The 26,576-nt window shown below is 30.6% G+C and carries 26 protein-coding genes; 7 read left to right on the top strand and 19 right to left on the bottom strand.

What is annotated here, in order from left to right:
• Positions 1–57 precede the first annotated feature (57 nt).
• From ACOSP6_RS07125 to ACOSP6_RS07165, 9 genes are all read right to left on the bottom strand, one after another.
• A complete protein-coding gene (locus tag ACOSP6_RS07125) occupies positions 58–558 on the bottom strand; it encodes a hypothetical protein (RefSeq protein WP_422093702.1) in 501 nt (166 codons plus the stop codon).
• 145 nt (positions 559–703) lie between these two features.
• On the bottom strand, positions 704–1,426 hold the full coding sequence (locus ACOSP6_RS07130; RefSeq protein ID WP_422093701.1) for a hypothetical protein: 723 nt from the start codon (positions 1,424–1,426) through the stop codon (positions 704–706).
• An 82-nt stretch (positions 1,427–1,508) separates the two neighbouring features.
• On the bottom strand, positions 1,509–3,944 hold the full coding sequence (locus ACOSP6_RS07135) for a TonB-dependent receptor family protein (protein WP_422093700.1): 2,436 nt from the start codon (positions 3,942–3,944) through the stop codon (positions 1,509–1,511).
• Positions 3,919–5,196: an HTTM domain-containing protein gene (locus tag ACOSP6_RS07140; RefSeq protein WP_422095713.1), complete on the bottom strand. Its 1,278-nt coding sequence runs from the start codon at positions 5,194–5,196 to the stop codon at positions 3,919–3,921. Before ACOSP6_RS07140 ends, ACOSP6_RS07135 begins: the two co-directional genes overlap by 26 nt.
• Positions 5,197–5,339: 143 nt before the next feature.
• Positions 5,340–6,443 carry an imelysin family protein gene (locus ACOSP6_RS07145; protein WP_422093698.1) on the bottom strand — a complete coding sequence of 368 codons (1,104 nt, stop codon included), beginning with the start codon at positions 6,441–6,443 and terminating at the stop codon, positions 5,340–5,342.
• Positions 6,444–6,542: 99 nt separating this feature from the next.
• Positions 6,543–7,733 (bottom strand): DUF4856 domain-containing protein, encoded by a 1,191-nt coding sequence (locus tag ACOSP6_RS07150; RefSeq protein WP_422093697.1) that lies wholly within the window; start codon positions 7,731–7,733, stop codon positions 6,543–6,545.
• Between the two features lie 86 nt (positions 7,734–7,819).
• On the bottom strand, positions 7,820–9,325 hold the full coding sequence (locus ACOSP6_RS07155; RefSeq protein WP_422093696.1) for a bifunctional metallophosphatase/5'-nucleotidase: 1,506 nt from the start codon (positions 9,323–9,325) through the stop codon (positions 7,820–7,822).
• Between the two features lie 21 nt (positions 9,326–9,346).
• Positions 9,347–10,168, bottom strand: coding sequence for a hypothetical protein (locus ACOSP6_RS07160; RefSeq protein WP_422093695.1), 822 nt, complete (start codon positions 10,166–10,168; stop codon positions 9,347–9,349).
• Positions 10,168–11,034, bottom strand: a complete 867-nt coding sequence (locus ACOSP6_RS07165; RefSeq protein ID WP_422093718.1) for a hydroxymethylglutaryl-CoA lyase — start codon at positions 11,032–11,034, stop codon at positions 10,168–10,170. Before ACOSP6_RS07165 ends, ACOSP6_RS07160 begins: the two co-directional genes overlap by 1 nt.
• Positions 11,035–11,181: 147 nt before the next feature.
• Between ACOSP6_RS07165 and ACOSP6_RS07170 the strand changes: the two genes are divergently transcribed.
• Genes ACOSP6_RS07170 through ACOSP6_RS07180 form a run of 3 tightly spaced genes read left to right on the top strand, consistent with a single transcriptional unit; the run spans position 11,182 to position 13,343 of the window.
• Positions 11,182–11,751, top strand: a complete 570-nt coding sequence (locus tag ACOSP6_RS07170; protein ID WP_422093694.1) for an RNA polymerase sigma factor — start codon at positions 11,182–11,184, stop codon at positions 11,749–11,751.
• Positions 11,741–12,274 (top strand): hypothetical protein, encoded by a 534-nt coding sequence (locus ACOSP6_RS07175; protein ID WP_422093693.1) that lies wholly within the window; start codon positions 11,741–11,743, stop codon positions 12,272–12,274. Before ACOSP6_RS07170 ends, ACOSP6_RS07175 begins: the two co-directional genes overlap by 11 nt.
• Positions 12,261–13,343, top strand: a complete 1,083-nt coding sequence (locus ACOSP6_RS07180) for a hypothetical protein (protein ID WP_422093692.1) — start codon at positions 12,261–12,263, stop codon at positions 13,341–13,343. Before ACOSP6_RS07175 ends, ACOSP6_RS07180 begins: the two co-directional genes overlap by 14 nt.
• Here the strand turns inward: ACOSP6_RS07180 and ACOSP6_RS07185 are convergent.
• On the bottom strand, positions 13,340–13,636 hold the full coding sequence (locus ACOSP6_RS07185; RefSeq protein ID WP_422093691.1) for a hypothetical protein: 297 nt from the start codon (positions 13,634–13,636) through the stop codon (positions 13,340–13,342). The genes ACOSP6_RS07180 and ACOSP6_RS07185 overlap by 4 nt on opposite strands.
• Positions 13,637–14,047: 411 nt before the next feature.
• Between ACOSP6_RS07185 and ACOSP6_RS07190 the strand changes: the two genes are divergently transcribed.
• A complete protein-coding gene (locus tag ACOSP6_RS07190) occupies positions 14,048–14,773 on the top strand; it encodes a head GIN domain-containing protein (protein WP_422093690.1) in 726 nt (241 codons plus the stop codon).
• On the opposite strand, the gene ACOSP6_RS07195 is transcribed toward ACOSP6_RS07190, so the two are convergent.
• The 7 genes from ACOSP6_RS07195 to ACOSP6_RS07225 all read right to left on the bottom strand — a co-directional run bounded on the left by ACOSP6_RS07195 (position 14,770) and on the right by ACOSP6_RS07225 (position 21,378).
• Positions 14,770–15,375 carry an alpha-ketoglutarate-dependent dioxygenase AlkB family protein gene (locus tag ACOSP6_RS07195; RefSeq protein ID WP_422093689.1) on the bottom strand — a complete coding sequence of 202 codons (606 nt, stop codon included), beginning with the start codon at positions 15,373–15,375 and terminating at the stop codon, positions 14,770–14,772. The two genes, ACOSP6_RS07190 and ACOSP6_RS07195, sit on opposite strands and share 4 nt — an antisense overlap.
• Position 15,376: 1 nt before the next feature.
• Complete coding sequence (locus tag ACOSP6_RS07200; RefSeq protein ID WP_422093688.1) at positions 15,377–16,576, bottom strand: hypothetical protein; 1,200 nt, start codon at positions 16,574–16,576, stop codon at positions 15,377–15,379.
• A 58-nt stretch (positions 16,577–16,634) separates the two neighbouring features.
• The gene (locus ACOSP6_RS07205; protein WP_422093687.1) at positions 16,635–19,076 is read right to left on the bottom strand and encodes a M1 family aminopeptidase; all 2,442 of its coding nucleotides are present in this window, start codon (positions 19,074–19,076) and stop codon (positions 16,635–16,637) included.
• Positions 19,077–19,200: 124 nt separating this feature from the next.
• Entirely contained in the window at positions 19,201–19,776 is a 576-nt protein-coding gene (locus ACOSP6_RS07210) for a DUF4252 domain-containing protein (protein ID WP_422093686.1), read from the bottom strand.
• 82 nt (positions 19,777–19,858) lie between these two features.
• Positions 19,859–20,362: a DUF4252 domain-containing protein gene (locus ACOSP6_RS07215; RefSeq protein ID WP_422093685.1), complete on the bottom strand. Its 504-nt coding sequence runs from the start codon at positions 20,360–20,362 to the stop codon at positions 19,859–19,861.
• A 43-nt stretch (positions 20,363–20,405) separates the two neighbouring features.
• Entirely contained in the window at positions 20,406–20,882 is a 477-nt protein-coding gene (locus ACOSP6_RS07220; RefSeq protein WP_422093684.1) for a hypothetical protein, read from the bottom strand.
• Positions 20,869–21,378: an RNA polymerase sigma factor gene (locus ACOSP6_RS07225; RefSeq protein ID WP_422093683.1), complete on the bottom strand. Its 510-nt coding sequence runs from the start codon at positions 21,376–21,378 to the stop codon at positions 20,869–20,871. The genes ACOSP6_RS07220 and ACOSP6_RS07225 overlap by 14 nt, the downstream gene beginning before the upstream one ends.
• A 163-nt stretch (positions 21,379–21,541) precedes the next feature.
• On the opposite strand from ACOSP6_RS07225, the gene ACOSP6_RS07230 reads away from it, so the two are divergent.
• On the top strand, positions 21,542–23,002 hold the full coding sequence (locus ACOSP6_RS07230) for a S41 family peptidase (protein WP_422093682.1): 1,461 nt from the start codon (positions 21,542–21,544) through the stop codon (positions 23,000–23,002).
• A 101-nt stretch (positions 23,003–23,103) separates the two neighbouring features.
• Complete coding sequence (locus ACOSP6_RS07235) at positions 23,104–23,652, top strand: hypothetical protein (protein ID WP_422093681.1); 549 nt, start codon at positions 23,104–23,106, stop codon at positions 23,650–23,652.
• Here ACOSP6_RS07235 and ACOSP6_RS07240 read toward each other — a convergent pair.
• Positions 23,649–24,536: a DUF72 domain-containing protein gene (locus ACOSP6_RS07240; RefSeq protein WP_422093680.1), complete on the bottom strand. Its 888-nt coding sequence runs from the start codon at positions 24,534–24,536 to the stop codon at positions 23,649–23,651. The genes ACOSP6_RS07235 and ACOSP6_RS07240 overlap by 4 nt on opposite strands.
• Positions 24,533–25,474 carry a patatin-like phospholipase family protein gene (locus ACOSP6_RS07245; RefSeq protein ID WP_422093679.1) on the bottom strand — a complete coding sequence of 314 codons (942 nt, stop codon included), beginning with the start codon at positions 25,472–25,474 and terminating at the stop codon, positions 24,533–24,535. Before ACOSP6_RS07245 ends, ACOSP6_RS07240 begins: the two co-directional genes overlap by 4 nt.
• Before the next feature lie 50 nt (positions 25,475–25,524).
• Here ACOSP6_RS07245 and ACOSP6_RS07250 point away from each other — a divergent pair, with 50 nt between their 5' ends.
• Positions 25,525–26,565: an oxidoreductase gene (locus ACOSP6_RS07250; protein WP_422093678.1), complete on the top strand. Its 1,041-nt coding sequence runs from the start codon at positions 25,525–25,527 to the stop codon at positions 26,563–26,565.
• The last annotated feature ends 11 nt before the right edge of the window (positions 26,566–26,576 follow it).

The raw sequence follows: 26,576 nt of genomic DNA on the forward strand, positions 1-26,576 counted from the left end.
TATTGACGATAAAACAACAAGGATTAAAAAGGAAAAATAATATTTCAAAAGTATAAATTACAATGTTGGTGGTGGTGTTGAAGGTCGAGTTACAGTTCCTCTATCTGTTTCTGGATCATCATCTTGGTCTCTCACACAAATTGCATCAACTGAAGGAGTTCCAGCATCTAATTGATAATTAAATTGTATGTAATACAAATCATACTGTGAAGCCTGCTCGTTACAGTTAAACTCAACTCTAAAATCTCTACATAAAACGGTATCCCAACCTCCTTGTTTATTTAAAGTTTGCATCTCAGTAACACCATAATAATTTAAATAAATCTGATTCCCTTGTAAAGAAAGACCTGATGTATTATCAACCGGATTTAAAGGCTGATTACTTGGAATATACGCTAAAACTGTTACGGTATAAGGAGTTGCTCCTCCGCCTTCAGCTCCTGAAATATTTACCAAAGGACCTGTTGCTCTGAATTGAGCATCGATATTTGCGTTGTTAAATTTTTTGAAATCTACAAGAGTAAGTGTTACTCCATTTACATTGACAGGATTACCCATATTTTTATAATTAAGTTTAGTTAGACGTACTAAATTTACAATAAAATTTATCAAAAAAACAAACGATTTTAACTACTCTAAATAAACTTTCGGAATCATTCACCAGTCAACAGATTCATTTTAACCTGTTTATAAAAATAAATAATTATCGAATTTTATCGTGTTCACTTCGCCATGAGTATTCGGTAAAATTTTTACCTATTGAAACACCAAAAAATAAAGCCATTCCAATGACACCTTTTAAAAAGAACAGGAAAACAATAAAGAAATGGGCAATAGTTCCGTTCTCACCAAAAAACAACCTATGACATAAAGCGGTTAACAAAACTGTGGTAAAAAGTAATGTAAAAGCAAAATTATCAAAAGTTCGAACTGGCCAATACTTAATGCGCCTTGTTGCATTAATATCGTTTCCCCATTTATCAATTAAATAGTATAGATTATTTCCTAACGGCGCGAATAATAACGGATCATCCGCTTTTTTTAATTTAAATAAAATTGAAGGAGCAATAATCTTATATCCTTGTATTTGAATACCATGATTTCTCTCTAGCTCATTAATTTTACTTATCGTTTCTTTTGGATAATCACCTTTAAAAAAAGAAGTATCTAAAAATTTTAGTCTGTACTGTACACACGTGTTCTTTATATGAGAAATATGAAATACTCTTTCACTATCAAGTTTTTCAATAGTAAACTTATTAATAAAACCATCTGATTGGGACGTTTTAAGTGTTTTCTCAATTCTTTGATGTTGATTATCGACTTCTTTTAAAAGACTGTTTACCCAATTTATAACACTCTTACCTTTTAATTCTTTGTCTCTGTTTTTAATTAACTCTTCCTGAAGATTTACTAACCTTAACATATTGATAATCGTTTATATAAAAATACAACAAATTACCCTGAAGGTGAAAAACGAAACAAACACTCTCTTATTTAGAATAATTCTAAAGTTTAAATTGTAAAGTAGTATACCAATTTCGAGGAGCTGAAGGAATTATACCTGGACCAGGATAACCGGTAGCTCTTCTTGTAAAATAAGTTTCATCTAAAAGATTGTTTACACCTAATTCTAGCTTAAAAAACTTATATGAATAAGATGCCGAGAAATCTAAGATTCCGTAAGCTGGAATTGGTCCTCTTACTGCATTTGAATTGTCTGGTTGATCTGAATTATTAGCATCATTAAACTGTTCTGATAAATATGAATATTGAAGACTTGTAGTAAAATCCTTATAACCGAATTTTAATCCAGTTTTTAGATTCACATCTGGAACGAATTCAACTTTATTTCCTTTGATATTATTTTCTTTGGAATCTGTATATTCAGAAGTTATAAATGACGTGTTGATAAAAGTATTAAGGCTGTAATCATTTGTTAAATCAAATACTCTTTTCAAATTAAGATCAATCAAAGATTCTAACCCAAGTATACGTGCTTCTCCTACATTTGTTCTTAATTGACCAACTGTATTTAAAGGTGGAATTGTTGTTGTAAAATCACCAATACGATTGTTATAGAATAAAGCAAATCCACTTACATCATAAGAAACAAACTTATTTAAATTACCTCTAATTCCGGCATCAATGGTAAAACCTCTTTCATCGTCTAAGTTAGGATCTACTGCATTTGAAGGGTTCACAATATTTACATCTGAAAATGTAATAGAACGATAATTCTGAGAAACATTACCATATACTTCTAAAACATCACTCGGTTTGTAACTCAATCCTAATCCTAATAAAACGAAAGAACGTTCTTTGGTTAAGTTATCCGATTCTTCTACTGTTCCAATTGGGTTGCCTGCACCATCCGTATTTACCCTTTTTCGAAAACCATTACTTCCAGTATTAATATATTCAAACCTGAAACCTGGAGTTACTGAAAACTTATCGTTTAGATAAAATATATTCTCTCCAAAAATTGCAATGTTTTCATTCGGATTATCGAAATCAGACTGAAAAGTATAATTTGGAAATTGATCCAATGCAGAAGAAAAATTAGCATCACTTTCATCCGTTCCAGGACCTTGAAAAGATGTATTGCTAGCATTGTAGTACTTCCCTCCTATTAAATAGGTAGCGTCTTTTCCAAAAAAAGTATACTTATCTAAAAAGCGAGCTTCAAATCCAAAATTACTAAAATCACTACTTAATAATTCTCGAGCTTCAAAATTATCAGCTACATCTACTCTTCTGTCTCTAAACCCAACAGCATCTCTCGCAGCATTTAAACCAAAAAAACTAAATGTAAACTTTGTGTTTTCAGTAAAATCATGTGTGAATTTTAAATTATACAACAACCAATCTACATTAAACCAGTTTCTAGTTCTATTGCTTTGAAATGGATTATCCGCAAACATATTGTCTGTTAATCCACCCGCTTGTTGTGTTAAATAGGTTAAATATGTTGCTTCTAATTCTAATTTTGTTTTTGTAGTGAAATCGTATCCTAAATACGCATAAGCATTTTTAGAATTGAAACCAGAGTTTGGTCTGAAACCATCTCCTTGCTTGTAATTATAATATCCGTAATAACTTAATTTTCCTGATGTTCCGCCAATACTTGTAAAATTTGTAAACAAATTGAAACTTCCTAATGTAGTTCTAGAAACCACTTCAAAAGCTTTATTTGGATTTGGCTTCTTCATAATAAAATTAATCAACCCTCCAAATTGAGTTCCATATTGTAATGAAGCTGCACCACGAATTACTTGTATTTCTTGAACTCCTTCTGCCGCTGGCGTATAATAACTTTCAGGATAACCTAACACATCAGCACTTATGTCATATCCATTTTGACGAGTATTAAAGTTTGAAGTTCTATTCGGGTCTAAACCACGACCTCCAACATTTAATTGCAATCCAGCATCATCATTTTCAAAAATGTTTAAACCAGCAACTTGATTGTATAACTGACGAGCATTATTTGTTGCTAAGTTTGCAGTAGATTCTGTTACTAAAATCACCTCTGTTTTCTTTCCTGCGTAAATTGCCGTTCCTTCTACATCTTTTAGTCTTTTCAACTCAAATGCCTTACGCTTTTTTGCTTTAATTTCAACCTCTGATAACTCCTCTGAAAAAGCGTTTAAAGTAATATTGTATACAGTCTTAGTATTTGCATCGAATTTAGTTTCAAATAGCTCGTAATCATCCAAATAAAAAACAACTGTAAATGCTTTCTTTGGACTTGTGAATTCAAAGTATCCTTTAGAATCTGTTATAGATAGTACATTTCCTGACACATCAAATAACTGTACTTTTTGAAGTTTTTTATTAGTTTCTGAAGTAACAACTCCAGTAAACTTTGTTTGAGCAGTTAAAACCGTTACAACTAAAAACAATACAAATACAATACTATAATCCTTTAATTTCAATCTCATCGTTAAAAGGTAAAATCCAATCTTTATGTTTAAAACTTTCTTTCTGTTTGTACAAATCAACGTTCGGATCTATATACAGCTTACTTGGTCTTCCATTTAAAGCTACATACGACTCTACATATACTTGAACATTTTGATGACCATCTTTTGTAAAATGATCACCTAAAAAATGTGCATACTCTAATATAAAATCCGGTTGAAAACTCATTTGCTTCTCTTGAAAAGAAGTCAAAAAATCTTTATTATCTACATAGAAAAACTGCTTTGTTTTTCCATCAACTATTTTAAAATTTGAATAGCCTACTTTTTCCATTAACATGACTCTCCACGAAAAACGATAACCTTCTTCGGTCCAAAATAATTCGCCTGGGTATAATAAATACCTCCAAGGAAATAACAACTGTATAAATATAAATACTCCTATAAATGTTGGAACGAAGTTACTTTTATAACAGAAGAAATCTTTGGTTTGAACTTGATAACGAAACATATTGAACTTCTCTTTCAGGAAAGAAATCACCTTTTCATGAAAACTTGGCTCAAAGAAAATCATTGTAGCCACAATCATAATATATGGAAACATTCCGATTGGGAATAAAATCCTGGTAAAGACATGAAAAACTACAACTAAAACAAAACCGATTATTCTGGTTCTTTTAAAAAGTAATAAGAACGGAATGCACAAATCATAAATTGCTCCGCTCCAACTCATGGCAAAATGAAACCAATCTTGTTGCATTAAATTATTTCCAATTAATGGCAAATCGTACTTAGATGGCAACCAAATTTTTAAAGGTTGAGCTCGAAAAAGCCAATCAGAGTTTAATTTTGCTAAACCTGCGTAGAAATAGACTATTCCTAACATAAATTTTATGCTATCAACAGTCCATTTTGGAATTTTTGAATATTCAATTCCTTTTTTAAAACTATCGACTGAAAATGTTGCATTTGCAGGCAAAAAAATCATTAAAAAACTGACAAGACTTACGAAGTAATAATGATTTAAGTAAGTCGTTTTGTCCATTAATTCTATGTAAGTAAAACTTAAAAAGAAAGAAATAATGGCAATTCTATATTTATAGCCAATTGCTACGAAGAAAGCGGATAATCCGCAGAAAATAAAAAGTAAATAAGTATAGATTCCAAAAGGCTTTACCCATTCAAAACCATAAAAAGAAAAAAAGAGTTTTGGTGTAATGTATAGTTTTTCAACCCATCCATTATACCAAAACCTAATAATACTTAAGCACATCAAAACTCCGAAAGCAATTCTAAAAAATGCAAGTGGAGTCGCACTTATTGTTTTATTTATGTAAGTTTTAAAATACAATTATCCTGATACATAAAAAAACTGTCTGAATAACAGACAGTTTTATTATTTTTTCCTCTTAATTTCTAATCTCCGTCAGCATCGACAAAATCAACACTTACATTAAAAGCTTGCAGCATGTCTACTTTTAATAGTACAACTGCTTTTTGTAATTCATCATAAGCCATTAAGGCTTGCTGATTGTTAGTATTAATCTGTTCATATAAACTAGGACTCAAAGAATTAATTTGAGTTCTTGCTGATTCAAATTGAGTGGTAATAGATGTTGCTAAATTAAATCTATCTAAACTATTTAAATAGGTTTGAAAACTTGCTCCAGAGGAAGTTCCTCCATACGGTGTTCCTGAAAAAACACCAACAACTGCAGATAATGCCTCTAAAGCTAAATCACGAGAATATTGTTTCGCATAAAACGCCTCCACTTTTTCTGGTAATGGTGTAGCGGAAAAATTTCCTACTGGAATACCAAATTTATTTGCTCTTAATCTTTTTTCGTAGTGGAAAATAAAATCATTAACAAACTTATTTAATGCGCTAGTCCCTGTATTTCCAGAATTTGAAACAAAATCATCTCTATAACTGCCATTCCAATCATCGGAAATTTGAGTTGCAATATCTGTCATTTTAGCAATTATATCATAAACATATTTTCTGTAATTAGCCGCATTGGAATCAGAAGTATATTTTGCTACAATATCAGTTTCAGTAGCTGCAACACCAAAGAATAAATAATCAAGTGCAGGGAAACCCTGTGCATCGTGATAATTTACGTTGTTTAAATCATACGTTCCAGATGCAATGTTATTTTCAACATCAGCAACTGTAACCGGATAAATATTAAAGTGGTTTACAAACTGTAATTCTTCAGCCTTTCCAATTTCAAAAATTGCAGCATATTGCCAAACTTTATAAGCATTATACCAAGATGTTTTAACTTCAGAAAATGTTAATGTATTTGGATTACTATTAAAACTATCAAACTTTGATTTTAAGTCCTCCAATTTCACTTTTAAATCAGCAAATACAGGCTTTGCCATGTTATCTGCAACATTTGCTAATAATGAAGATCTATCAAAATTATCCGAATTACCACCAGGTCCATTATCCGAATTTGAACATGAAAAAGCAACAATTAAAACTGTAAGTAGTAAGAAAAATCTTTTAATCATAATTATTATTTCTATTTATTCTAAATAAACAGTGCAAATATAAAAAGTAGCTATGAAACATAACTACTTTTTACTTAATTATTTTTATTTAGAATAGATTTAATTAGCAGCTTCCGCTACAGTAAATCCATATGCATTTGCAATTTTAGTTGAGATATCATCTAGCGTATTATTTGTAACATCCCAAAATCCATTATTTTCCATTAAAGTTGTTAAGAAACCTTCAATATCATTGGCAGGTAAGTGTGTCGTATCTGTTGAAGTATTTCTTGTAAAACGCAAAGATTGTATAAATCCAAAACCTTCAGATAAATCATGGAATGCAGAAGCCTTGTCATTCGCTAATGTAGCTTTTGCTTGTTGTAAATAGTAAACTGCTCTAATAGCAATAATTTTTGAAACTGCATTTCTAATAATAGCAGCTTGTGCATTTCTAACATCATAATTTTTAGCTACGATAGCTGCTCTTCCTAATTTAAATGCATCATAAATTTCTTTAGAAATACCAACAAAATCCGCATCATTTTCAACTCTAGCAACATATTTACTTAGGAAGCTATCCGCACCATATTGAGGATTTTCAGCATCATCAGTACCATATAAATATCCAAATGCTTCATCCCATTTGTGCTCCATAGTAGTGTAATTCTTATCAGTTGCCAAAATATCTGAATCATTATCAGAAATATTTGATGCTTCATCTAAAACAGAAATACTTAAATAGTTGTTTAACATTTGATCTACCATTAAAGCACCAATTAATCCTTTATTAATAGCTTGATTATATTCTAACCCTTTTGCGTTAACATAGCGAATTGATCCGCCTCCAGCTTCTTGAATTTGACCTGCAACACCTTCAGATGCTAATGTATTCCAGTTAGGAAAAACCTCAGAAACCTGCGCTGCAATCCAAGTATCAAACTTTCCTTTTAAAGTTGTTGCCTCAGCTGTGTTTGTAGAAAAATAATCTCGTGAAGCTGCAGTCTTACTTCTAATACTTTTATCAGAACTATTTAATTCTGCTTCTGAAAAATCATTATTTCCGGCAACGTGAGCAAACATTCCGTCCAATTGAGCTTCTGTCTTCGTTGGATCCATTAAAGCTGAAACGAACTCCTCACCCATTTTAATACGAGTAGTTTGACCTGAGTAACTTACAGAAGAACTTCCGTTTCTTTCAAATTTATATGTTAGCGGAGCAGTTACTGATGAATTGATATTGTCATCATCTGAACAAGATACAATTGATAATGTTGTGAATGCTAGTGAAGCTACAATTACTTTTTTCATTTTATTTAGATTAATTTCAAATAACGATGCAAAAATAGAAAAGAAAATCAATTCTACAAGTGTTATTTAGATTAAATTTAAATAAATTATTTAGTCTTTAAAAAAGTAATTACAGATTTACGAACATCGGATGCTTGCTCTTCTTTCGTAGGTACATATACCTCAATAACTTGACTATTTGAAGGCTTTAAAAATGGGATATCAAAACCTTTCAATAAATAGTCAGATGTAGCTACAGAGTATATCTTATTTTTGTCTATCGGCTCGTTTTGAACAAACCACATATCATTTTTAAAAGAAATATTATATCGTTGTAAATAAGCTCCAGTACCAGATGACTTTTCACCATAATCTAACACTTCTTTTAACAATTCTCCTTTTAATTTTACTTTTAAAACTGGACCTCCGTAAGGCAAAACTCTGAAAATATCAACTGCTGAAATCTCTCCAGACAAAACATCATCAATACGAATAGAACCTCCATTAACAAAAGCACAATCAACTTTATTATCATAAGCATTGCTCATAGATTCTGCCACTATCTCTCCCATATTTGTTTGAATGGAGCGGACTGGAGTATCTCTAGCTTCTAAAGGAGTTTCAGTTGTGTAAATAATCTCATTAGGATTTTCAATAATCTCTTTAATTTCAGAATTTAATATATTTTCCCATTTAGATACTACAGCGCCAACTTCTTTATCTGCTTTTATCGATTCGTCAATTGTTATTAATTCGGAATTAAAATTTAACTTTTTGGTTGTTGAGTTGAACTCGAACTTATGGACATAAACAGTTTTCGCATTAGCATCGGCCTTTGTAATAAGAGAATTGCCAACCTTTTCATACTTATTTGTATGCTCATGACCTCCCATTATTAAAGGAATATCAGGAAGCATCTCTGCTATTTTAATATCGTCTTCAAGCTTTACGTGGGTTAAACCTAAAACAATATCCGTTTTATCTTTTAATTCAGTGTATGATTTTCTTGCTTCCTCAAAAATATCAGTGTAAGTAACATAACTTTTCGGATTTGAAGGAATGCAAACACTTATAAAACCAACTTTAAAAGTTTTAGAACCAAAATTGAACTCTTTTATAAAAGTTTGATTAATCTCCTTTTTTTTACCTTCTATTATTTTACCAAAAGACTTCTTCTCACCGTTTAGATTATGATAAACATTTGAACATATCCAATCAAATTTACTTTCATTTAGGCGACTTTGTAAATTTTGATAACTCAAATCAAATTCATGATTACCAAAAGCAACTAGGTCGAAGTTCATAGCATTCATTACTTCTACCATTTGTTTGCCTCGAACACGTTCTCCATTTACTTTAATAGTTCCTAAAAGTGATGGATTTAAAAAATCACCAGCTAAAACCAGCATGGTGTTTGGATTCTCCTTTAAGAGTTCTTTGTGTAAGGTTTCTACCCTAGCCATTCCACCGAATTTTCCGCCTTGTATTGGGGAAATTTCATATACATCATTGAGTTGTATTATAGTAAATTTAAAAGTGCTTGTTGAGTCAGATTTACAAGAGGTTAGTATTACTAATACAATTAGAAATACAATATTTTTTAAGTTGTTCATAGCAAGAGAAGCTAATATATATTATTGGTATTTGCGAGTATTTTTACGAATAACTTTTCTGTAGTAAACCAACTCCTCGAATTGATAGAAAAAGTTTATCTTTTTTTCCGCAATGGTTTGTGGATTCTTTATTTTTTCACCTAATACAAATGCTGTCCAGCTTTCAGCTATATCTTCTTCTGGACTTTCAGCAGCGTAATCTGTTAAGAAATCGGTATAATTATCTTTATATAAACCATACAGTTTTTCCAAACAACTCTTTTGTTCTGTAACACAAAAGTTTCTTTGAATGTAATCCCACTCTTTTAACAAACCACCATCCCAAAACTCATCAACAAACTTATTAATATAACTGTTTTTAACCGCTGTACCTTCAATAGTAACATACGGATCTCCTTTTTGTTGTTCGGTCTTTTTGACTGGTTTTATTTGAGTGTGATTTAAGGTCAACAAGTGACCAAACTCATGAACTAAAGTATAAATAGATTGAGAAATTCTTGTTTCGTCTTTACTAGTAAAATCAACATCAATTGGATCTAAGACCAATTGCCATTCATTATTTTTATCATTTAAAGCTCCTAAAGCTCCTGTTTTTTCATCTTCACCATCCGTCATTAAAACTAATTTCTTGATATAACGCTGCGTAATTCGTTTAGGAAACATATTGTAGAAAATATTCCAGTTATATCTGGCAATATTTGTTTCTTCATCATTATTTTCAATAAATATACCATTCTTAATTTCCCACGAACCTAATGTTACACCATCATTATCGGTGTTCGTTGGCGACTCTTTTGGAATCACAGCACTTAAGAAGAATATTATTAAAAATTTAATTTTCATTACACAACAGTATTAAAAACTTCTAAAGCTTTATTATAAGCACTTTCAAAACTCAATGGCTTAATGTTTGTGGTAACCTTGTTCGTGGTGAAATAAGATAGCATCTTTTCAGTAGGCATGTTACCAGTTAATTCATCTTTCGCCATTGGACAACCTCCGTAACCTTTTATTGCTCCGTCAAACCTTCTGCACCCTGCTTTGTATGCACTATCTATTTTTTCAAACCACTTATTTGGAGTTGTATGAAGGTGTGCTCCAAACTCAATTTGTGGGTACTTGGGGATTAAACTAGAAAACAAATATTCTATTACCTCAGGAGTTGAACTACCTATGGTGTCAGACAAAGATACAATTTTAACTCCATATTTTGCAAGTTTTTCAGTCCATTTTGCAACAATTTCTACATTCCAAGGATCACCATAAGGATTTCCAAAGCCCATTGATAAATAAGCAACTACCTCTTTATTGTTTCTGTAAGCTATATTTAAAATATCCTTCAATATGTCGACTGATTCAGCTATAGTTTTATGTGTATTTCTCATTTGAAAATTTTCAGAAATAGAAAATGGGTATCCCAAATAATCAATTTCTTCAAAAACACAAGCATCATTTGCACCTCTTATATTAGCCACTATTGCAAGAAGTTTACTTCTTGTAGAAGAAAGATCAAGTAAATTTAAAACTTTGTCTGTGTCTCTCATTTGGGGAATCGCTTTCGGAGATACAAAGCTTCCAAAATCAATAGTATCAAAACCAACATTTAATAATGAGTTTATATACTTTGCTTTTAATTCTGTAGGAATAAAATGACTTTTAATTCCTTGCATCGCATCTCTAGGACATTCTATTAACTTTACTTCTTCAATCATTATGCCAAATATAGTGGATATTTTAATATTTTTAAATTTATAATTGAGCTCTTTACTAACAATTTTATTAAGTTTTTTAATAAAAAAACAAAAAAGTGTAACAACTTGTAAAAGGGTATGTCTTTATCATAGAAAAGATTTTTTTTGAACGCTGAAAAACTAAATATTAATCAACTAATCGAACGCTGTAAAAAGAATGATAAAACAGCTCAGATGCAACTGTACAAGCAGTATTATAAAGCTATGTATAACACGTCTTACAGAATTTTGAAAGACGAGTTTGAAGCAGAAGACTTAATGCAAGAGGCTTTTTTAACTGCTTTTACTAAGATTAATAGTTTCAAAGGCGAAGTCGCTTTTGGTGCATGGTTAAAAAGAATAGTCATCAATAAAAGTTTAACACAACTCAAAAAGAACAATCGTTATTCAGAAGTTAAAATGGAAGTTGTCTCTGATGAAGAAAGTAATGTTAATATTGAAATTAATTATGAAGACGTTGGTGTTACAAATATTTTAAAAACCATCAATAATTTAAAGGATAATTATCGAATAATTTTAAATCTGAATTTAATCGAAGGTTACGATAATGAAGAAATAGCTGCTATTTTAAATTACAGTAATGAAAACGTTAGAACAACTATTTCAAGAGCTAAGAAAAAATTACAGCAAGTTTTACTTAAAGAGAACCCGAAAATAAGTATGTATGGAAGATAAGTTGAAAGATTTTTTATCAAAAAGTGATGTAGATATTTTTGATCCTCATTCGGGACATGAAGATCGCTTTTTTAGAAAGTTAGAAGGACAAACAAAGTCAAGGGGAATATCATTTAAATGGCTTTCAGTTGTTGCATCAGTGGTATTATTAATAGGGTTTTATTTTGGTACCCTTTTATCTCCAAAATCAGAAAATAATATACACAATATTAGTCCTGAAATGGGAGAAACTCAGATGTTTTTTGTGAATGCTATTAATCATGAATTAAGAGAAATTGAGAAATACAGAAACCTCGATACCGAAACCATTATAGAAGATGCATTAGATGACATTGAGGAACTTGAGGAACATTATCAAACTTATGTGAAAGATCTAGAATTTAAAGGTAATGAAGAGCAAATCATTCAAGCGATGGTTACAAACTATCAACAACGATTAAAAATTTTAAAAAGCTTACAGTCATTATTAGAACGATTAAAAAATCCTGATATTCAAAATATAGAATTCAATGAAACAATTTAAAAAAATATTTGCAGTACTTTTATTTATGCCCCTATTCTTAATAGCACACCCTATTAAAAAGCATGAAAAAACAAAAACTATTAGTAAAAAGTTCAAGGTAAATAGCAATGCAACAGTTTTTATTCAAAATAAATACGGAACGATTAACGTAAGTACTTGGGACAAAAACAATGTTGAAATCGATGTGAAAATTACTGTCAAAGGTAAAAACGAAGATAAAGTTGAGGAAAAATTAAAAGCCATTAACATTGATTTTGAAGCTTCTGAAAGTCTAGTTGAAGCCAGAACTATTATCGAAAGTGTTAAATCAAGCTGGAGTTGGTGGGGAAGCAACAATAATAATCTTAGTTATAAAATCAACTACTACGTAAAAATGCCTGTTACGAACAATGCCGATTTAAACAATAAATATGGTAGTATAGACTTAGACGTACTAGAAGGTAAAGCAAATATAAACTGTGATTATGGTTCTATTCAAATTGATAAGCTTATGAATTCGAATAATACTATTGAATTAGATTATTGTAGTAGTTCGGATATTCGTTATATGAAATCAGGAAGTTTAAATGTAGATTATTCAAAAATAACTATTGATAAAACTGATAATATTAAGGTAAATGCAGATTACAGTGGAGTAAAAATTGGTAATTCAGATTCTGTAGATTTCAATTGTGACTACGGTAGTATTTCAATTAAAGATGCTTACTCTGTTGATGGTAGCTCAGATTATGCGGGCATGAAAATTGGTAAATTGCGTGAGTCTTTAAAAATTGATACAGATTATGGAGGACTAAGAGTATCCGAACTGGTAAAAGGTTTTAAAGAAGTTGTTATTGATGGGAATTACGCTGGAATTAAAATTGGAACAGCTGCTGATAACAATTTTAATTTTTCGGTTGACTTAGGTTATGCTAGTTTTAATTACCCTGAAGAGTACACAGAGACATTTAAGTCTATTAAAAAAAGTACAAAAAAGTATTATGAAGGTGTTTTTGGTAAAGGAAACTCTAAATCTTCTGTAAGAATTCGATCTAATTATGGTGGAGTATCTCTAAAGATTGTTGATTAGTACTTATTTCGATGCATAACCATTGCCCTGTAAATATAAAATCGTCCAACGTAATACATCATGTGGTATATGATTACATAAATCAAATGTGAATCTATATAATACGCGATAGCCATCAATATATCTGCAAAAGGCATTAATGAAGTACCGAAAAAGTAATATCTAGATCTCTTATTATTTTTTTTAAGAAAGTTTAAATACGTCAACGAAAACATAAAAACAGATACAATTCCAAATAAAAACGCAAAAAACTGAATATCTACTAAATACTCGTAAATGAGAAAGTAAATCATCAAAAAAGTTAATAGAAAAGGGATTGAATATAAGAGTATAATTTTTGGAGAATAAGGAAATATTGTTCTTCTGATAATTACAATATATAGAAACCTATTTAAAATCAAAAAAAACAAAGCTGGGTAATAAAACTCATCAAAAATAAATAAGGAATCTGAAATTATTGAAAATAACAAAATAGTAATATACCAATGATTAACCTTTAAAGTAGTTTCTAAGTACAAAAATGACAGTGAAAACAAAGCCACAAGTTTTATTGCAAACTCGAGGTTTATATTTTCAATCACCAAGGCATAGCCTACTAAGATTGATGTAATTATGTACAAAAACTTTAGAAATCGGGTAATTTTGTTATTTATGATTTTGGGTCTCAATGAAAAAATTAATGAATCTTAAAGTTATAATAAAAAATGAAAAATCTATTATTTGCACTATTAATTTTTACTAGTTCAAGCGTTTTCGCTCAAAGCTGGTGGAACTCTAAAAAAGTAAAAGGTAACGGAAATGTTGTTACAGAAAAACGATCTGTCGGTTCTTTTGATGACGTAAGTCTCAGTGGTTCATTCGATGTAGTCTTAATTGATGGCAAAGAAGGAAAAATTACATTAGAAGGTGAAGAAAATATACTTCCTTATATTATAACCGAAGTTAAGGGAGGTACGCTCAAAATAAAAGTTAAGAAAAACACTAATTTAAGGTTTAGAAAAAAATTAACTGTAACTGTTCCATTCGAAGATATAAATGGTCTCGCGCTTGGTGGTTCTGGAAGTATTATTTCTAAAAAAACGATTAAAGGTAATGAAGTAGGTTTAGCAATTGGAGGATCTGGCAATATTAAAGCAAACGTTAAGGCTGAAACAGTGAAAGCATCTATTGGCGGATCAGGAAATATAGATTTAAAAGGAACTAGTGATAAATTAAAATGTTCTGTAGCAGGTTCTGGAAATATTAGAGCTTATGATTTAACAGTATCTACCTTAAGAGTTAGTGTCGCAGGTTCAGGTGATGTTGAGGCTACAGTTACTGAAAGAATCAAGGCAAGCATTGCTGGCTCTGGAAGCGTTTATTATAAAGGTAGCGCAAAATACATCGATACAAGTTCTGTTGGATCTGGTGATGTAGTTAAAAGAGATTAGGAAATAATCGTCCTAAAGGTCAAATTAATTCTAGGACGATGAACTTTCTTTGTAGGAGGCAATCGATGTAACCAATTCGTTTGAGTTTCTCCTTTCATAACTAATAACGAACCATGCTGAAGTACTAATGAAACTACTTCCTTGGTTCGTTTATGTTTAAAAGCAAATTTTCTTTCGGCTCCAAAAGTAACTGAAGCTATTGCTCCATTTTTTTTTAAATCTTTCTCTCCATCACTATGCCAAGCCATTCCCTCTTCCCCATCATGGTATAAATTTAACAAACACGAATTATAAGTTTCATTTGTTTGCTTTTCCACAAGAGATTTTATTTTCAATAACTCCTCAGTAAACTTTAAAGCTACTTTCGTAATATTTGAATAAGAATATTCAAAAGCCTCTTCTGCATACCAGGCAACCTTTCTTTTCGTAGTTATTAACTTTCCAAAAATTACAGCTTGATCATTTTTCCATTCAATTTCATTTAGCAAATACTCATATAATTCATCTGCCTCACTTCTTGAATATACACAACCATAATAATTTACTTCCCCGTCTTGAGGAAGTAAATTTGTGTTTCTATCAAACTGACTAAATAAATCCACTTTAATTTCTGAATTTATTTCTTCTAATAATTCTTTTTAGCTTTTGCTTGATATCGGTTCCAGTATCATAGACCATTTGTTCATTAGTTGGAAAGGGAATCGCTTCCAATCTAATTAAATCCAAATTCGAATTATTTAAAGCTCTTTTATCACCATCATAATCAGCATAACTATGCTCAAAAATAAACTCGCTTGTTAAAGGAAATTGATCGATTAATTGTCTGTTTTTATTATCAATATACTTTACAACTGCACTTACGTTACTACTTTTAAATTGAGTAAACCTGTAAAAGTTACATCGAACAACAACCATATTATCCACTTTCTTTTTATTTCCTAAACTATCTAAAACATAATTTCCTTTTCTATCTCTTAAATACTTGTAACCGTCTTTAATCTCTTTTTCTCTAATAATTTCTTTTTCTCTTATTTGTTCTGGAGAAACTAATATCCTTCTAAAGTTGAGCTCTAAATCAAAATCATAAACTCTGTTTTTCATCTTTTGGGAATGATAAACTGTCCAAAAATCATCCAAATCATAAGTGTCTATTGCTAATAAATCCTCTTCTAATCTTCTTGGGATAATTTGATCTGTTTCGTTAAAAACAGCAACATGAACGTAATCCGTTCCTTTATCATGACATTGTTGCATGTATGAATTTATATCCTTAAAATTAGGATATATTCTCGATACACTTTTGAATTGATCATATGCTAGTCGATACGTCATTTTATCTCCCCTAGCCTTGTTGAATGTATTTTTTGCCTTTTTATACAGATGTAGAGCATATTCCTCTTTTACTGATATAATAGCTTCATCATAATTCACAAAATCAAAGTCAGCATTTTCTCCTGTTGCTAAAATTCTTAACGGAAGAAGTGGTTTTATACGTTCTTGCCTATTCTTTAAACCTTGATACAACTCGAAAATTGAACGTAAGTTCTGAGAATTGTTTTCTTTTTCCAAAAATTCAACACGTTCCAAATCTCTCTCGGAAGCTTTCTTAAAAGCTTCTTGAAGCATAGTTACATAAGGCTGATTTTTTTCTTTGGACTTATCCTTTTCTAAATTCTTAATAGCTATTGAAATAGCTTTATCGTAGTTTCCAGTGTTTATCGCCTTTTGAGTAGATTTAACGCTACTACATGAGGCTAGAATAATAAGACAGACTGTTAAAAAAGTAGGTAATGTTTTATACATAAAAATTAGTTTTATCAATTATGACAAATACAATACCAAAATTAACAATTGTTATGGATTATTCTAATAATCTTCTCATTGCATCTTGAATTATGGCAATATTTTTTATTTCGTTAGGCTTATTAGCTGATTTTTGAGTCTTTACCATTTTTCGCATTAAATCAATTCCTACATTATCAAAACCATATTGCTTATATTGTTTTCCTTTGGTAACAATATCGTTAACTAAATTTTGAATTGCTATGGAATTGTTTCCTTTTGCAATTTTATCATAGGCTCTTTTGTACAAATCTTGTGTACTTTTATCAGAACTTAAAAACATCCCTGAAATAACATTTCCTGCAATAAAAGTTAACTCATCTTCGTCATTTTCTTCTAAATAAATTCTAGTTAGGGGAGTTGCTATAATCTTCTTAACCTGAGCTGGCAATTCTTTTGATTTTGCAACGGCTAATGGTTTATCAACATAATACAGGGCAACTAAAGATTTCCCCACAACTGCATAAGATTTACTTTCTAAACTTTTTACAAAAATTGATTTCAATTCAGGATCTGTTAATTTCCCTAATGTTTCAACAGCTGCAGCCTGTACTAGAGTTTTAGGATCATTGTTGGCCATTACCTTAATTTTCTCAATGACTTGACGCTTAGAAAATTTATTGATTAGATTAATGTTTTCTAATGCCATTTTACGAATTAAATAAAAATCATCGTTTAAGGCTTTAGATATAGCTTCGAAGGCGTTATTATCATCTTGTTTCTGAGCTACTTCAATTAATGCTTCTCGTTTATGAACATAACTTCTAGCATTTTGCAATTGAAAAATATAATCGCTAAGAACTTTATTTTCATTCACATCGCAAAGTAAAACTCCATCAGCATTTATCTGAATTAATTTTGGTTGTTTGGTATAAGGAAGTGTGAAAGAAGACTCCTTTCTGTTTACAAAAACCGAGTGACGAGTTACTTTAGTTCCCTCAAAAACATCAATAGCCAAAGGAAATTTAAATTCTTCGCTTTGAGTTTGAAAAACATTAACAGTAACAGTTTTACGCAATTCATTATAATCATAGGATATATCCAACTTTGGATGTCCATTTCCATAATACCACTGATTGAAAAACCAATTTAAATCTTTACCTGTTATCTCTTCAAAAATCAAACGTAACTGATGAACTTCAGCTGCTTGATATTTATATTGCGTTAGGTATTTATTTAAACCTTCATAAAATGCCTTATCCCCAATGTAATTCCTTAGCATATGTAATATGGCTCCTCCTTTGTTATAACTAACGGCATCGAACATATCTTCCTTGTCATCATAATAAAAACGAACTAAGTGCTTATCATAGTTTTGTCCATTTTTATAACCTTCTATATCCGAAAATAAATGTGCATCAGCATCATCTTTTCCATACTTATATTCTCTCCATAAATATTCGCTGTAATTAGCAAAACTTTCATTCAAAGTTAAATTACTCCAACTCTCTGTTGTTACTAAATCTCCAAACCAATGATGAAATGCCTCATGAGCAATGGTGTTTTCTTGTCTATTTCCATCGATTAATTCTCCAGGAGTTTGATACGCTTGTTCTCCATGAATAACAGCCGTTGTATTCTCCATTGCCCCGCTAACATAGTCTCTTCCCACAATTTGGGCATACTTATTCCATGGATACTCCACACCTGTAATTTTTGAAAAGAACGCTAACATCTCAGGAGTTTTACCAAATATTTCTTTTGCGTAAGGAGCATATTCTTTCTCTACATAATAATCGACAGGAATATTTTTATAAGCATCTTTTACAATTTCATACTCCCCTATTCCCATGAAAAACAAATACGGAGCGTGTTTTTGTGTAAAGTTCCAATAATCCGTTCTTGTCCCATTTTCATTTTCTTTTTGACTTTCTAATTTTCCATTTGACAGCGTTACATATTTCTTAGGAACCGTTATGTAAATTTCTTGTGAAGTTTTTTGATTTGGAGCATCGATTGTTGGAAACCAACAACTGCTTGCTTCTGTTTCTCCTTGAGTCCAAATTTGAGTAGGTTTCGTTTTATCAATTCCTTTTGGATTAATAAAATACAAACCTTTAGCAGAAGTAATAGCCTTACTTCCTTTTTGTTTTACCTTTTCCGGTTGAGCGGTGTATTTTATATAAAATGTAAATTGCTCACCTCTTTTATAACTTTTTGGAAGATTTATAGTGATTTGAAAATCATCATAATTGAAGTTTAATGGTTTATCGTCCATTGTGATATTATGAATCACCATAGCTTTTGCATCAAGGATAATTCTATCGGTTTCATAAAAATGAGGTTTAGCCGTTATCCATGCTTCACCATTCATTGTTTGCTTATCAAAGTTGAAATCAACCTTTAATTTTGTATGAACTAAATCATGAATCTTATCTCTTTCTCCTCTATATTGTGTTCCATTTTGTGAAAACAATTGTGTACAAACAAACACAAACAAAATCAATAATACTTTCCTCATAAACCATTAGATATTTGGCCAAAAATAAGAATTTTAACATTTGGACTTGTTAATGACGAGTTAAAACAAAAAAACCACAATTTTTTAATTGTGGTTTTCATTATAGATATCTGTATTTATTCTTTTATTGCACTGGTTCTACATGTAATTTCTCTTGTTGAAATTGTCCTCCAAAAATATCTTTGATCTTCTCTAGTTCATCTCCTTTATCTTTAGCATTTACATTTTGAACCATCTTCATTATTTTCTCGATATTCATATCATTTCCAAGAATTCTAGCTACACCAAAACCAAAATCTTTAGCATAAATTACAGCCACAATTTCATCAATTGCATCTGCTTCCCCAGCATAATAAATAGTTCCTTTCCCTCTTTTATCATTTACACGAATTAATGATTTATAATCCGTGTCTTTCATTATTCCTTGAATTCTTTTTCTTTCAGTACCAAATTCTTCTTCTGAAGCTTTATTCACAGGTAAAAAGGCGATATTCATCTTTTTTACACTCTGAAAGGTTTTTTGATCTTCTTCAGAAATATTTTCAAAAAATGACCCTAGCATACTTGTTGAAAAATCAAAACGCATATAATCCTGATTATCTTCAGTTTGAATTAAATAACTCTGTAAACTTTCTTGTTTCTTACAAGAAGTAAAGGTTATTGTAAAACATATAATTGCAAATGTGAATAGTTTTTTCATAGTATACTTATTGGTTTTATTGATGAATAAACATAGCCTAAAACTAGGCTATGCTTTTGCTTTTTAAAATTTAAAATCCAAATTATTTATCAGATTTTTTATCATAATCTTTAGCTATTTCAGCTAACTCATTCATATTAATCTCTCCGATTAAAGAGATAATTGTTGAACTTGGTTTATCGTCTTTTCCGTCTTTACTCTTAACAAACATTAATACCTCACTAACAATATCTTTGTTCTTTGTTGACTTAATATAAATCTTAACTCTTGATCCTTTGTCTTTAACACGCATTAACTGAGTCATATTTCCTTTCTTAATGGCTGAATTTGCCATTGACTCCATTTTTGCCGCGATTTCCGAATTCTCGGTAGAAAAAACCTTTAACTCTTCTAATCCTTTAGCCGTGTTAAATACTTTCATATCATCAGATTTAGCATCTGGGAATTTTTTTAATAATTCAAAAGCCGCTTTAGTTACTACAACTGTTGATACATCATCTAAATCTTCTAATGAATCGAATGTTCCTTGAGCAAAAGTTATGTTTGACATAAATACCATTGCTACTAATAATATTACTTTTTTCATGATTTACTTATTTACTTAATACTTGGTTTTACTTTTAATTTTTTTAATAATTTACTTTTTTGAGTACTGTATTTGCAGTGTTCTCATAAATTTTCAATTGGTTTACTGCTTCACTTCCTTTGTTTAAGTTATCTGAAACTGCGTATAACGCATCGTTTCCTTTATTTAAATGAAATGAAACTTTTTCAAGTGCTTCTTTTACTTGAGCAAAGTATACTCTTTGTTGATACCTGTCGTATTGAACCTTGCCTACATAAGCACTTACTAACAAAGCTAAAGACGCTGCTACTGATAACCATTTAAAGTTCTTTTTACTTTTATTCTCAGGTTTTAACTTAATGGTTTTGGTAAACGTTTCACTTTGATTTTGTTTAAAATACCCGAACATAATTGCATAATCTTGCAAATGTGGCGCTACATTATCTGAGGTGAAATACTCTCTTAAAGTATCCTCTTCTTGAAGAGATGTTTCTGCCTCTAGGTATTTTTCGATTAATTTTTCTATGTTAGCTAACTCCATAGTTATGTTGTTTAATTAATGCTTCTCTAATTGTTTTACGTGCTCTTGATAATGCTACTCTAACTGCTGTTGGTTTCATATCTACCATTTCGCAAATCTCATCAAAATCATACTGTTCAATATCTCTTAGTTGAATGATAATTTTTTGTTGTTCTGGTAAATCTTCTATCAGTTTGTGAACATTACTAACACTATCTTTATATTCAATCTTCTTTTCTAAAGAAGTATCCTTCTCTTTATAATTACTATGAACTAACGTTAAATTACTAGCTTGTTTTGATTTTAATCTATCGAAACAATAATTTTTCGTCATTGTCATAGCAAAGGCTTCAACGTTTTTGTACTCAGCCAACTTCTCTTTATTTTTCCATAACTTAAAATAAAGCTCTTGTGTTGCATCTTCTGCTTCTTCTGTAGACACAAGCAAACGTTTGGCTAAACGAAAAACTTTATCTTTAAATGGTAATACAGCTTTTAAAAAGTCTGACTGTTTCATTGTTTGGTTATTGAGTTAGTTGTAATTAATTGATTTATTTTACGTCTTATTTATCAATTTTACACCCTTTCGACGACGCAGAATTTATTTTGTTACAAAGAAAGTTAAAAAAAATACTAAGATTTGTATAAATTGCGTTATTACTTGGATTAAACCTGTACAGATGAGAAAATATTTTCAGTTCAAAAATCTTTTTTTAATTGTTTTTGCATTCACTCTTTTCAATTGTTCAAAAACAGAAGACATACCTCAAGACATTGAGATTAATGATTTTGTTTGGGGAGGAATGAACGCATATTATAAGTGGCAAGGAATTATACCTGATTTATCAGACAATAAATTTTCTACAAGAGAACAATTAAATAGTTATTTAAGCGGATTTGCTGCTCCTGATGAATTGTTTAATAGTTTACTGTCATTACCGAACGAATTTCCAAAAGATCCAAATAGAGTTTTTTCATGGATTACTAGTGATTATATTGCTCTAGAAAACTCATTTCAAGGTGTTCGGTTAACAAGTGGTTTAAAATTAGTAGCTGTTCCATATTCAGATAATTCAGGGAATGCATACCTCGTTGTTCGAGATGTTATTGCTGGTTCTGATGCTGATATAAAAGGTATTACCAGAGGAATGATTTTTTCAGAGGTTAATGGAACACAAATTACTATTGGAAATGTAAATCAATTATTAGCTCCTACTTCTTACACTTTAAGTCAGGCCAATTACAACGGAGGAAATCCTGTAGTAAATGGAACTACTTTCTCTATTGTTGAAACTGAAGTAACTGAAAATCCGATTAAGATTGCAACAATTATTAATGAAGGTGCCAATAGAATTGGGTATCTTATGTATAATCAGTTTTCATCAGACTTTGATGACGAATTAAATCAAGCTTTTGCAGATTTTCAAATTGGTGGTGTGACTGATTTAGTTTTAGACTTAAGATACAATGGTGGAGGATCTGTGGCCTCAGCTGTTTACTTATCTAGTATGATTACAGGACAGTTTAATGGAGAAATCTTTGCTAACAAAATTTGGAATGAAAAAGTAATGGCAAATTTTAGCGCGGATAATTTTATTGAAAGATTTACAGATAGAATTGTAAAGAAAGATAATAATGGAAATACTGTTCTAGACGAAGCTATTAATAGTCTTAACTTAACAACTTTATATATAATTGTTAGTGAGCAAACTGCTTCTGCTTCAGAATTAGTTATTAATAGTTTAAGACCATATATTGATGTAAGATTAATTGGTACCGAAACTGTAGGAAAACAAGTTGCTTCTATAACACTATATGATTCGGATGATTACACAAGAAATGGTCCTAACTTTAATGCATCACACACATGGGCAATGCAACCTATTGTATTAGAAATTCGAAATAGAGATGGTCAAAATGAGCCAAATGGGTTTACGGCAGAAGTTCAAATTGCTGAGGATAATAGCAATCTAGGTGTTTTAGGAGATCCATCTGAACCTTTATTAGCAAGAGCTATTCAATATATCACTACTGGTGCTCGAGGTACAGGTTTTACTTCAACTTCGGACATTGAAAAACCAATATGGAACTCAAATATGAAAAATCCGGACTACAACAATATGTATGTTCAATTTAAATAGAAGAATACCATAATAAAACTCAAAAAACTACCTTTTAATCGAGGTAGTTTTTTAATTGAGCAATTATTACCTTTGAGTGTTAACCAAAAAATTAGCAAAACATGATTACGCATAAATCCGCCATTTGGAGATACATTTCCAACCTCTTTATTTCTATTGATCAACTAGGAAATGTTATTGCAGGAGGATTTGCAGACAATACAATTTCTGCCAGAATCGGTTATTATAATCATCATTATTTTTCGGATAGAAGTTTGGTGCCAATTTATTGGAAAGTTCTTGAACAGATTATCGACTTTGCCTTTAAACCAGTTGATGGTCCGAATCATTGTCATGAAGCTTTTCATACTGACCCTAGTGAAGTTTTTGATAGTAAAGTAACCAATTTTTTAGTTGTGCTTGCATCTATAATTATTATAATACCAAGTTGTGTAATAATTGGCATTCTTTTTTACTCTCTCACTGCAGTTAAACTAGTCAAACAAAAAACGATAGATAGAAACAGGAATATTAATAATCGTTTTACAGGATGTAACAAATATCTTCAAAGTATTAAATATGAAATTATAGAACATCCAAATGAAATTGATAATGAGAATTTAAAAATTCAAATAGAAAAAGTTAAAAAGCAATTAGAAACAATTTGTTAGAACAAACTTTGTTGCTCTTCTTCATTCGGAACTTTTAAATTAGTTCCTAATCTTGAATTCAACTTTTTGATAAAATATGAGGCTAACAAAGGCGATTCAACCTCTAGATTCTGATGCACAAAAAAGTGAATATTACGCAATCCTAAATTAACCCATTCAGATAATCGTTCTACCCAGTCATCTAATCGAGCATAATCTGATTGATGGTTTGCACCCACGTACCTTATAAACGCTTCATTATTCGTTAAACGCATGTGCATCATATCTCTTCTACCAGCAGTATCGACAAGAGTATTTGACACTCCATTACTTTCTAATAAATGGTAAAATTCATTAGACACTGATTCATCAGTAAACCAATCCGTATGTCTACATTCAACAGTTAAAGGAATATCTTTAGGCCAACTTTCTACAAATTTTTTAAGTCTATCAAAGTTTTTGGGTCCAAAATTAGCATGTAACTGCAAGAAAATAGTTCCTAACTTCTCCTCGAGTCGAGTTGCGGCATCTAAGTAATAATTTACTGCATCTGCAACTCCTTGTAATCGCTTCCAATGACTAATCTCCTGAGTTAGTTTTGGGAAAAATTTAAACCCATCAGGAGTTTTATTTTTCCACTTTTCAAATTGTTCAGGAGGAAATTGGCGATAAAAAGTAGCGTTTAGCTCTATGGAATTAAACTGACTTGAATAATAAACTAATTCATCTTTTGTACCTCTCGGATAAAATCCTTTTAAATCTGCTTTATTCCATTTCGCACATCCAACATAAATAGATAAAGGTTTATTTTTATCTAAGCTAGATAATAACTTTATTGTATCCTGGTGTGTATCAGGAAATGAAAAATCAATTAATTCAGGCTGTTCAACTTTACCAAATTTCATGAAGCATCTTTTGTTTTTTTATCAATTAAATCTGGTCTAAAATCATTCATTATAGACAAATCCTTCATTTTGGCATATTCATAACCTTGCAGCCACCAGGAAGACATCTGTTTTTTATCAAATACCAAAGAATTTGTTGTTAAAACAGTTGGTGTGTAATAGAGATTCAACTTGACATCTTGATATTTAGCAGAAAGCTTACCTATAGTAACATTGTGCTTTTCAACATGTTCTAACATAAAACCGAAGACATCTAACATCAAAGAAAAAGGATTTCTAGCAGGTATTCTATTAATTTGATTTACCTCCGTTTCTAAAATAATCGCATCTACCTCTGTCGCACCTCTATCGATTGCTTCTCTAATTGGTACTAAACATCCAAAACCGCCATCAGCATACTGGCAGGAATTTTTCTCCAATAAACTCATAAAAGGAACATAATTACAAGATCCCCAAATCCAATCACAAAAATCATCATAGGAACACTCCAATATCGATTTATATTCTATTTCATTTGCTGTTAAATTTGATACTGTAACAACGACTTCTTTATTACGCTCTCTAATTATTTCATACATTTTAGGAGTTATATTTGCTCTAATAAGCCTCCTTAAATTTTTACTTTCTCCAAAAGTTTTTCTTCCATTTAAAAAATTCCAAAAGGTATTTCTATGTCGAATAGAAACGACTTTAACACCATGTACATTTTTTATTCTAAAAGGATTGTTACTAAAAATGCTTCGTTGATTCACATTGGTATATAACATTTTCAATTCGTCCACCATTCCTACTGCTAGATGAGAAACCATTAAACTACCTGTAGAGGTCCCTAAAAACAAATCATAATCTTTCTTTTTCTCTTTTATCAAAAACTCCACAACACCTCCAGCAAAAGCGCCTTTGCTACCACCTCCTGAAATTACTAGTGCTTTCTTCATGAATATGAAATGTTTTTATATATTTTTAGTTGCATAAAAATAGACAAAAAATGAAACCTTACCTTACAATTATTTCATTATCGCTTTTTTTCTTTTCGTGCAAAGAAGAGCACACAGCAAGAGAAGTTAATAATATTGAATTAGAAATAACAAAAATAGACAGTACAAGCATTAGATCAATACATGCTATTAGCGATAAAAAAGTCTATTTCGCAGGTTCTAACGGAAAAATAGGTTTCACTAATGATGGTGGAAAAACTTGGAATATTGAAACTATTTCTTTTCAAGACTCAATTCAACCTCATTTTAGGAGTATGGTAAAAACAAAAGAAGCTTTATTTACTTTATCTATTGCAAATCCCGCTCTCTTATATAAAATTGACGATTCTCAGAAATTAGTATATACTGAAAATCATGAAAAAGTATTTTATGACTCTATGAAGTTTTTTGATAATGAAATTGATGGAATTGCCGTTGGAGATCCTACAGATAATTGTCCATCTATCTTAATTACGAATGACGGAGGTAATTCATGGTCTAAAGTTTCATGCGAAAAACTTCCTGATTTCGAAGATGGAGAAGCTTTTTTTGCAGCAAGTAATACGAACATTAAAATAATTAATAACACCGTATGGATAGCTTCTGGAGGGAAAAAGGCGCGCATATTAAAATCATCAGATAAAGGTAAAACTTGGAGCATACATGATACTCCTATTGTACAAGGAAATGGACCACAAGGAATCTATTCAATTGATTTTTATGATGAAAATAATGGGATTATCATCGGTGGCGATTATTCTAAACCGAATGACAATTTCAGAAATAAAGCCGTGACTAAAGATGGCGGAAAAACATGGGAGATAATTGCTGACAATGAAAATCCGAATTATAAAAGTTGTGTTAAGTATGTTCCAAAAAGTAATGGAAAGGAAATATTTGCTGTGGGAAAGACGGGAATATCCTACTCAAATGACGCAGGAAAATCATGGAAAAATCTTTCTGATGAAGGATTTTATGCTATTGATTTTGTAAATGAAAATACAGCTTGGTTATCGGGTAATGAAAAAATCGCAAAGTTAAGCGTCCAATAATTCTTAATTTT

It is taken from the genome of Tenacibaculum sp. MEBiC06402 (genome assembly GCF_049239625.1).
Lineage (GTDB): Bacteria > Bacteroidota > Bacteroidia > Flavobacteriales > Flavobacteriaceae > Polaribacter.

Coding starts and splice junctions, on each gene's coding strand:
- ACOSP6_RS07125 (WP_422093702.1), bottom strand. CDS start 558: ATGGGTAATCCTGTCAATGTAAATGGAGTAACACTTACTCTTGTAGAT.
- ACOSP6_RS07130 (WP_422093701.1), bottom strand. CDS start 1,426: ATGTTAAGGTTAGTAAATCTTCAGGAAGAGTTAATTAAAAACAGAGAC.
- ACOSP6_RS07135 (WP_422093700.1), bottom strand. CDS start 3,944: ATGAGATTGAAATTAAAGGATTATAGTATTGTATTTGTATTGTTTTTA.
- ACOSP6_RS07140 (WP_422095713.1), bottom strand. CDS start 5,196: ATGTGCTTAAGTATTATTAGGTTTTGGTATAATGGATGGGTTGAAAAA.
- ACOSP6_RS07145 (WP_422093698.1), bottom strand. CDS start 6,443: ATGATTAAAAGATTTTTCTTACTACTTACAGTTTTAATTGTTGCTTTT.
- ACOSP6_RS07150 (WP_422093697.1), bottom strand. CDS start 7,733: ATGAAAAAAGTAATTGTAGCTTCACTAGCATTCACAACATTATCAATT.
- ACOSP6_RS07155 (WP_422093696.1), bottom strand. CDS start 9,325: ATGAACAACTTAAAAAATATTGTATTTCTAATTGTATTAGTAATACTA.
- ACOSP6_RS07160 (WP_422093695.1), bottom strand. CDS start 10,168: ATGAAAATTAAATTTTTAATAATATTCTTCTTAAGTGCTGTGATTCCA.
- ACOSP6_RS07175 (WP_422093693.1), top strand. CDS start 11,741: ATGGAAGATAAGTTGAAAGATTTTTTATCAAAAAGTGATGTAGATATT.
- ACOSP6_RS07180 (WP_422093692.1), top strand. CDS start 12,261: ATGAAACAATTTAAAAAAATATTTGCAGTACTTTTATTTATGCCCCTA.
- ACOSP6_RS07185 (WP_422093691.1), bottom strand. CDS start 13,636: ATGATTTACTTTCTCATTTACGAGTATTTAGTAGATATTCAGTTTTTT.
- ACOSP6_RS07190 (WP_422093690.1), top strand. CDS start 14,048: ATGAAAAATCTATTATTTGCACTATTAATTTTTACTAGTTCAAGCGTT.
- ACOSP6_RS07200 (WP_422093688.1), bottom strand. CDS start 16,576: ATGTATAAAACATTACCTACTTTTTTAACAGTCTGTCTTATTATTCTA.
- ACOSP6_RS07205 (WP_422093687.1), bottom strand. CDS start 19,076: ATGAGGAAAGTATTATTGATTTTGTTTGTGTTTGTTTGTACACAATTG.
- ACOSP6_RS07210 (WP_422093686.1), bottom strand. CDS start 19,776: ATGAAAAAACTATTCACATTTGCAATTATATGTTTTACAATAACCTTT.
- ACOSP6_RS07215 (WP_422093685.1), bottom strand. CDS start 20,362: ATGAAAAAAGTAATATTATTAGTAGCAATGGTATTTATGTCAAACATA.
- ACOSP6_RS07220 (WP_422093684.1), bottom strand. CDS start 20,882: ATGGAGTTAGCTAACATAGAAAAATTAATCGAAAAATACCTAGAGGCA.
- ACOSP6_RS07225 (WP_422093683.1), bottom strand. CDS start 21,378: ATGAAACAGTCAGACTTTTTAAAAGCTGTATTACCATTTAAAGATAAA.
- ACOSP6_RS07230 (WP_422093682.1), top strand. CDS start 21,542: ATGAGAAAATATTTTCAGTTCAAAAATCTTTTTTTAATTGTTTTTGCA.
- ACOSP6_RS07235 (WP_422093681.1), top strand. CDS start 23,104: ATGATTACGCATAAATCCGCCATTTGGAGATACATTTCCAACCTCTTT.
- ACOSP6_RS07240 (WP_422093680.1), bottom strand. CDS start 24,536: ATGAAATTTGGTAAAGTTGAACAGCCTGAATTAATTGATTTTTCATTT.
- ACOSP6_RS07245 (WP_422093679.1), bottom strand. CDS start 25,474: ATGAAGAAAGCACTAGTAATTTCAGGAGGTGGTAGCAAAGGCGCTTTT.
- ACOSP6_RS07250 (WP_422093678.1), top strand. CDS start 25,525: ATGAAACCTTACCTTACAATTATTTCATTATCGCTTTTTTTCTTTTCG.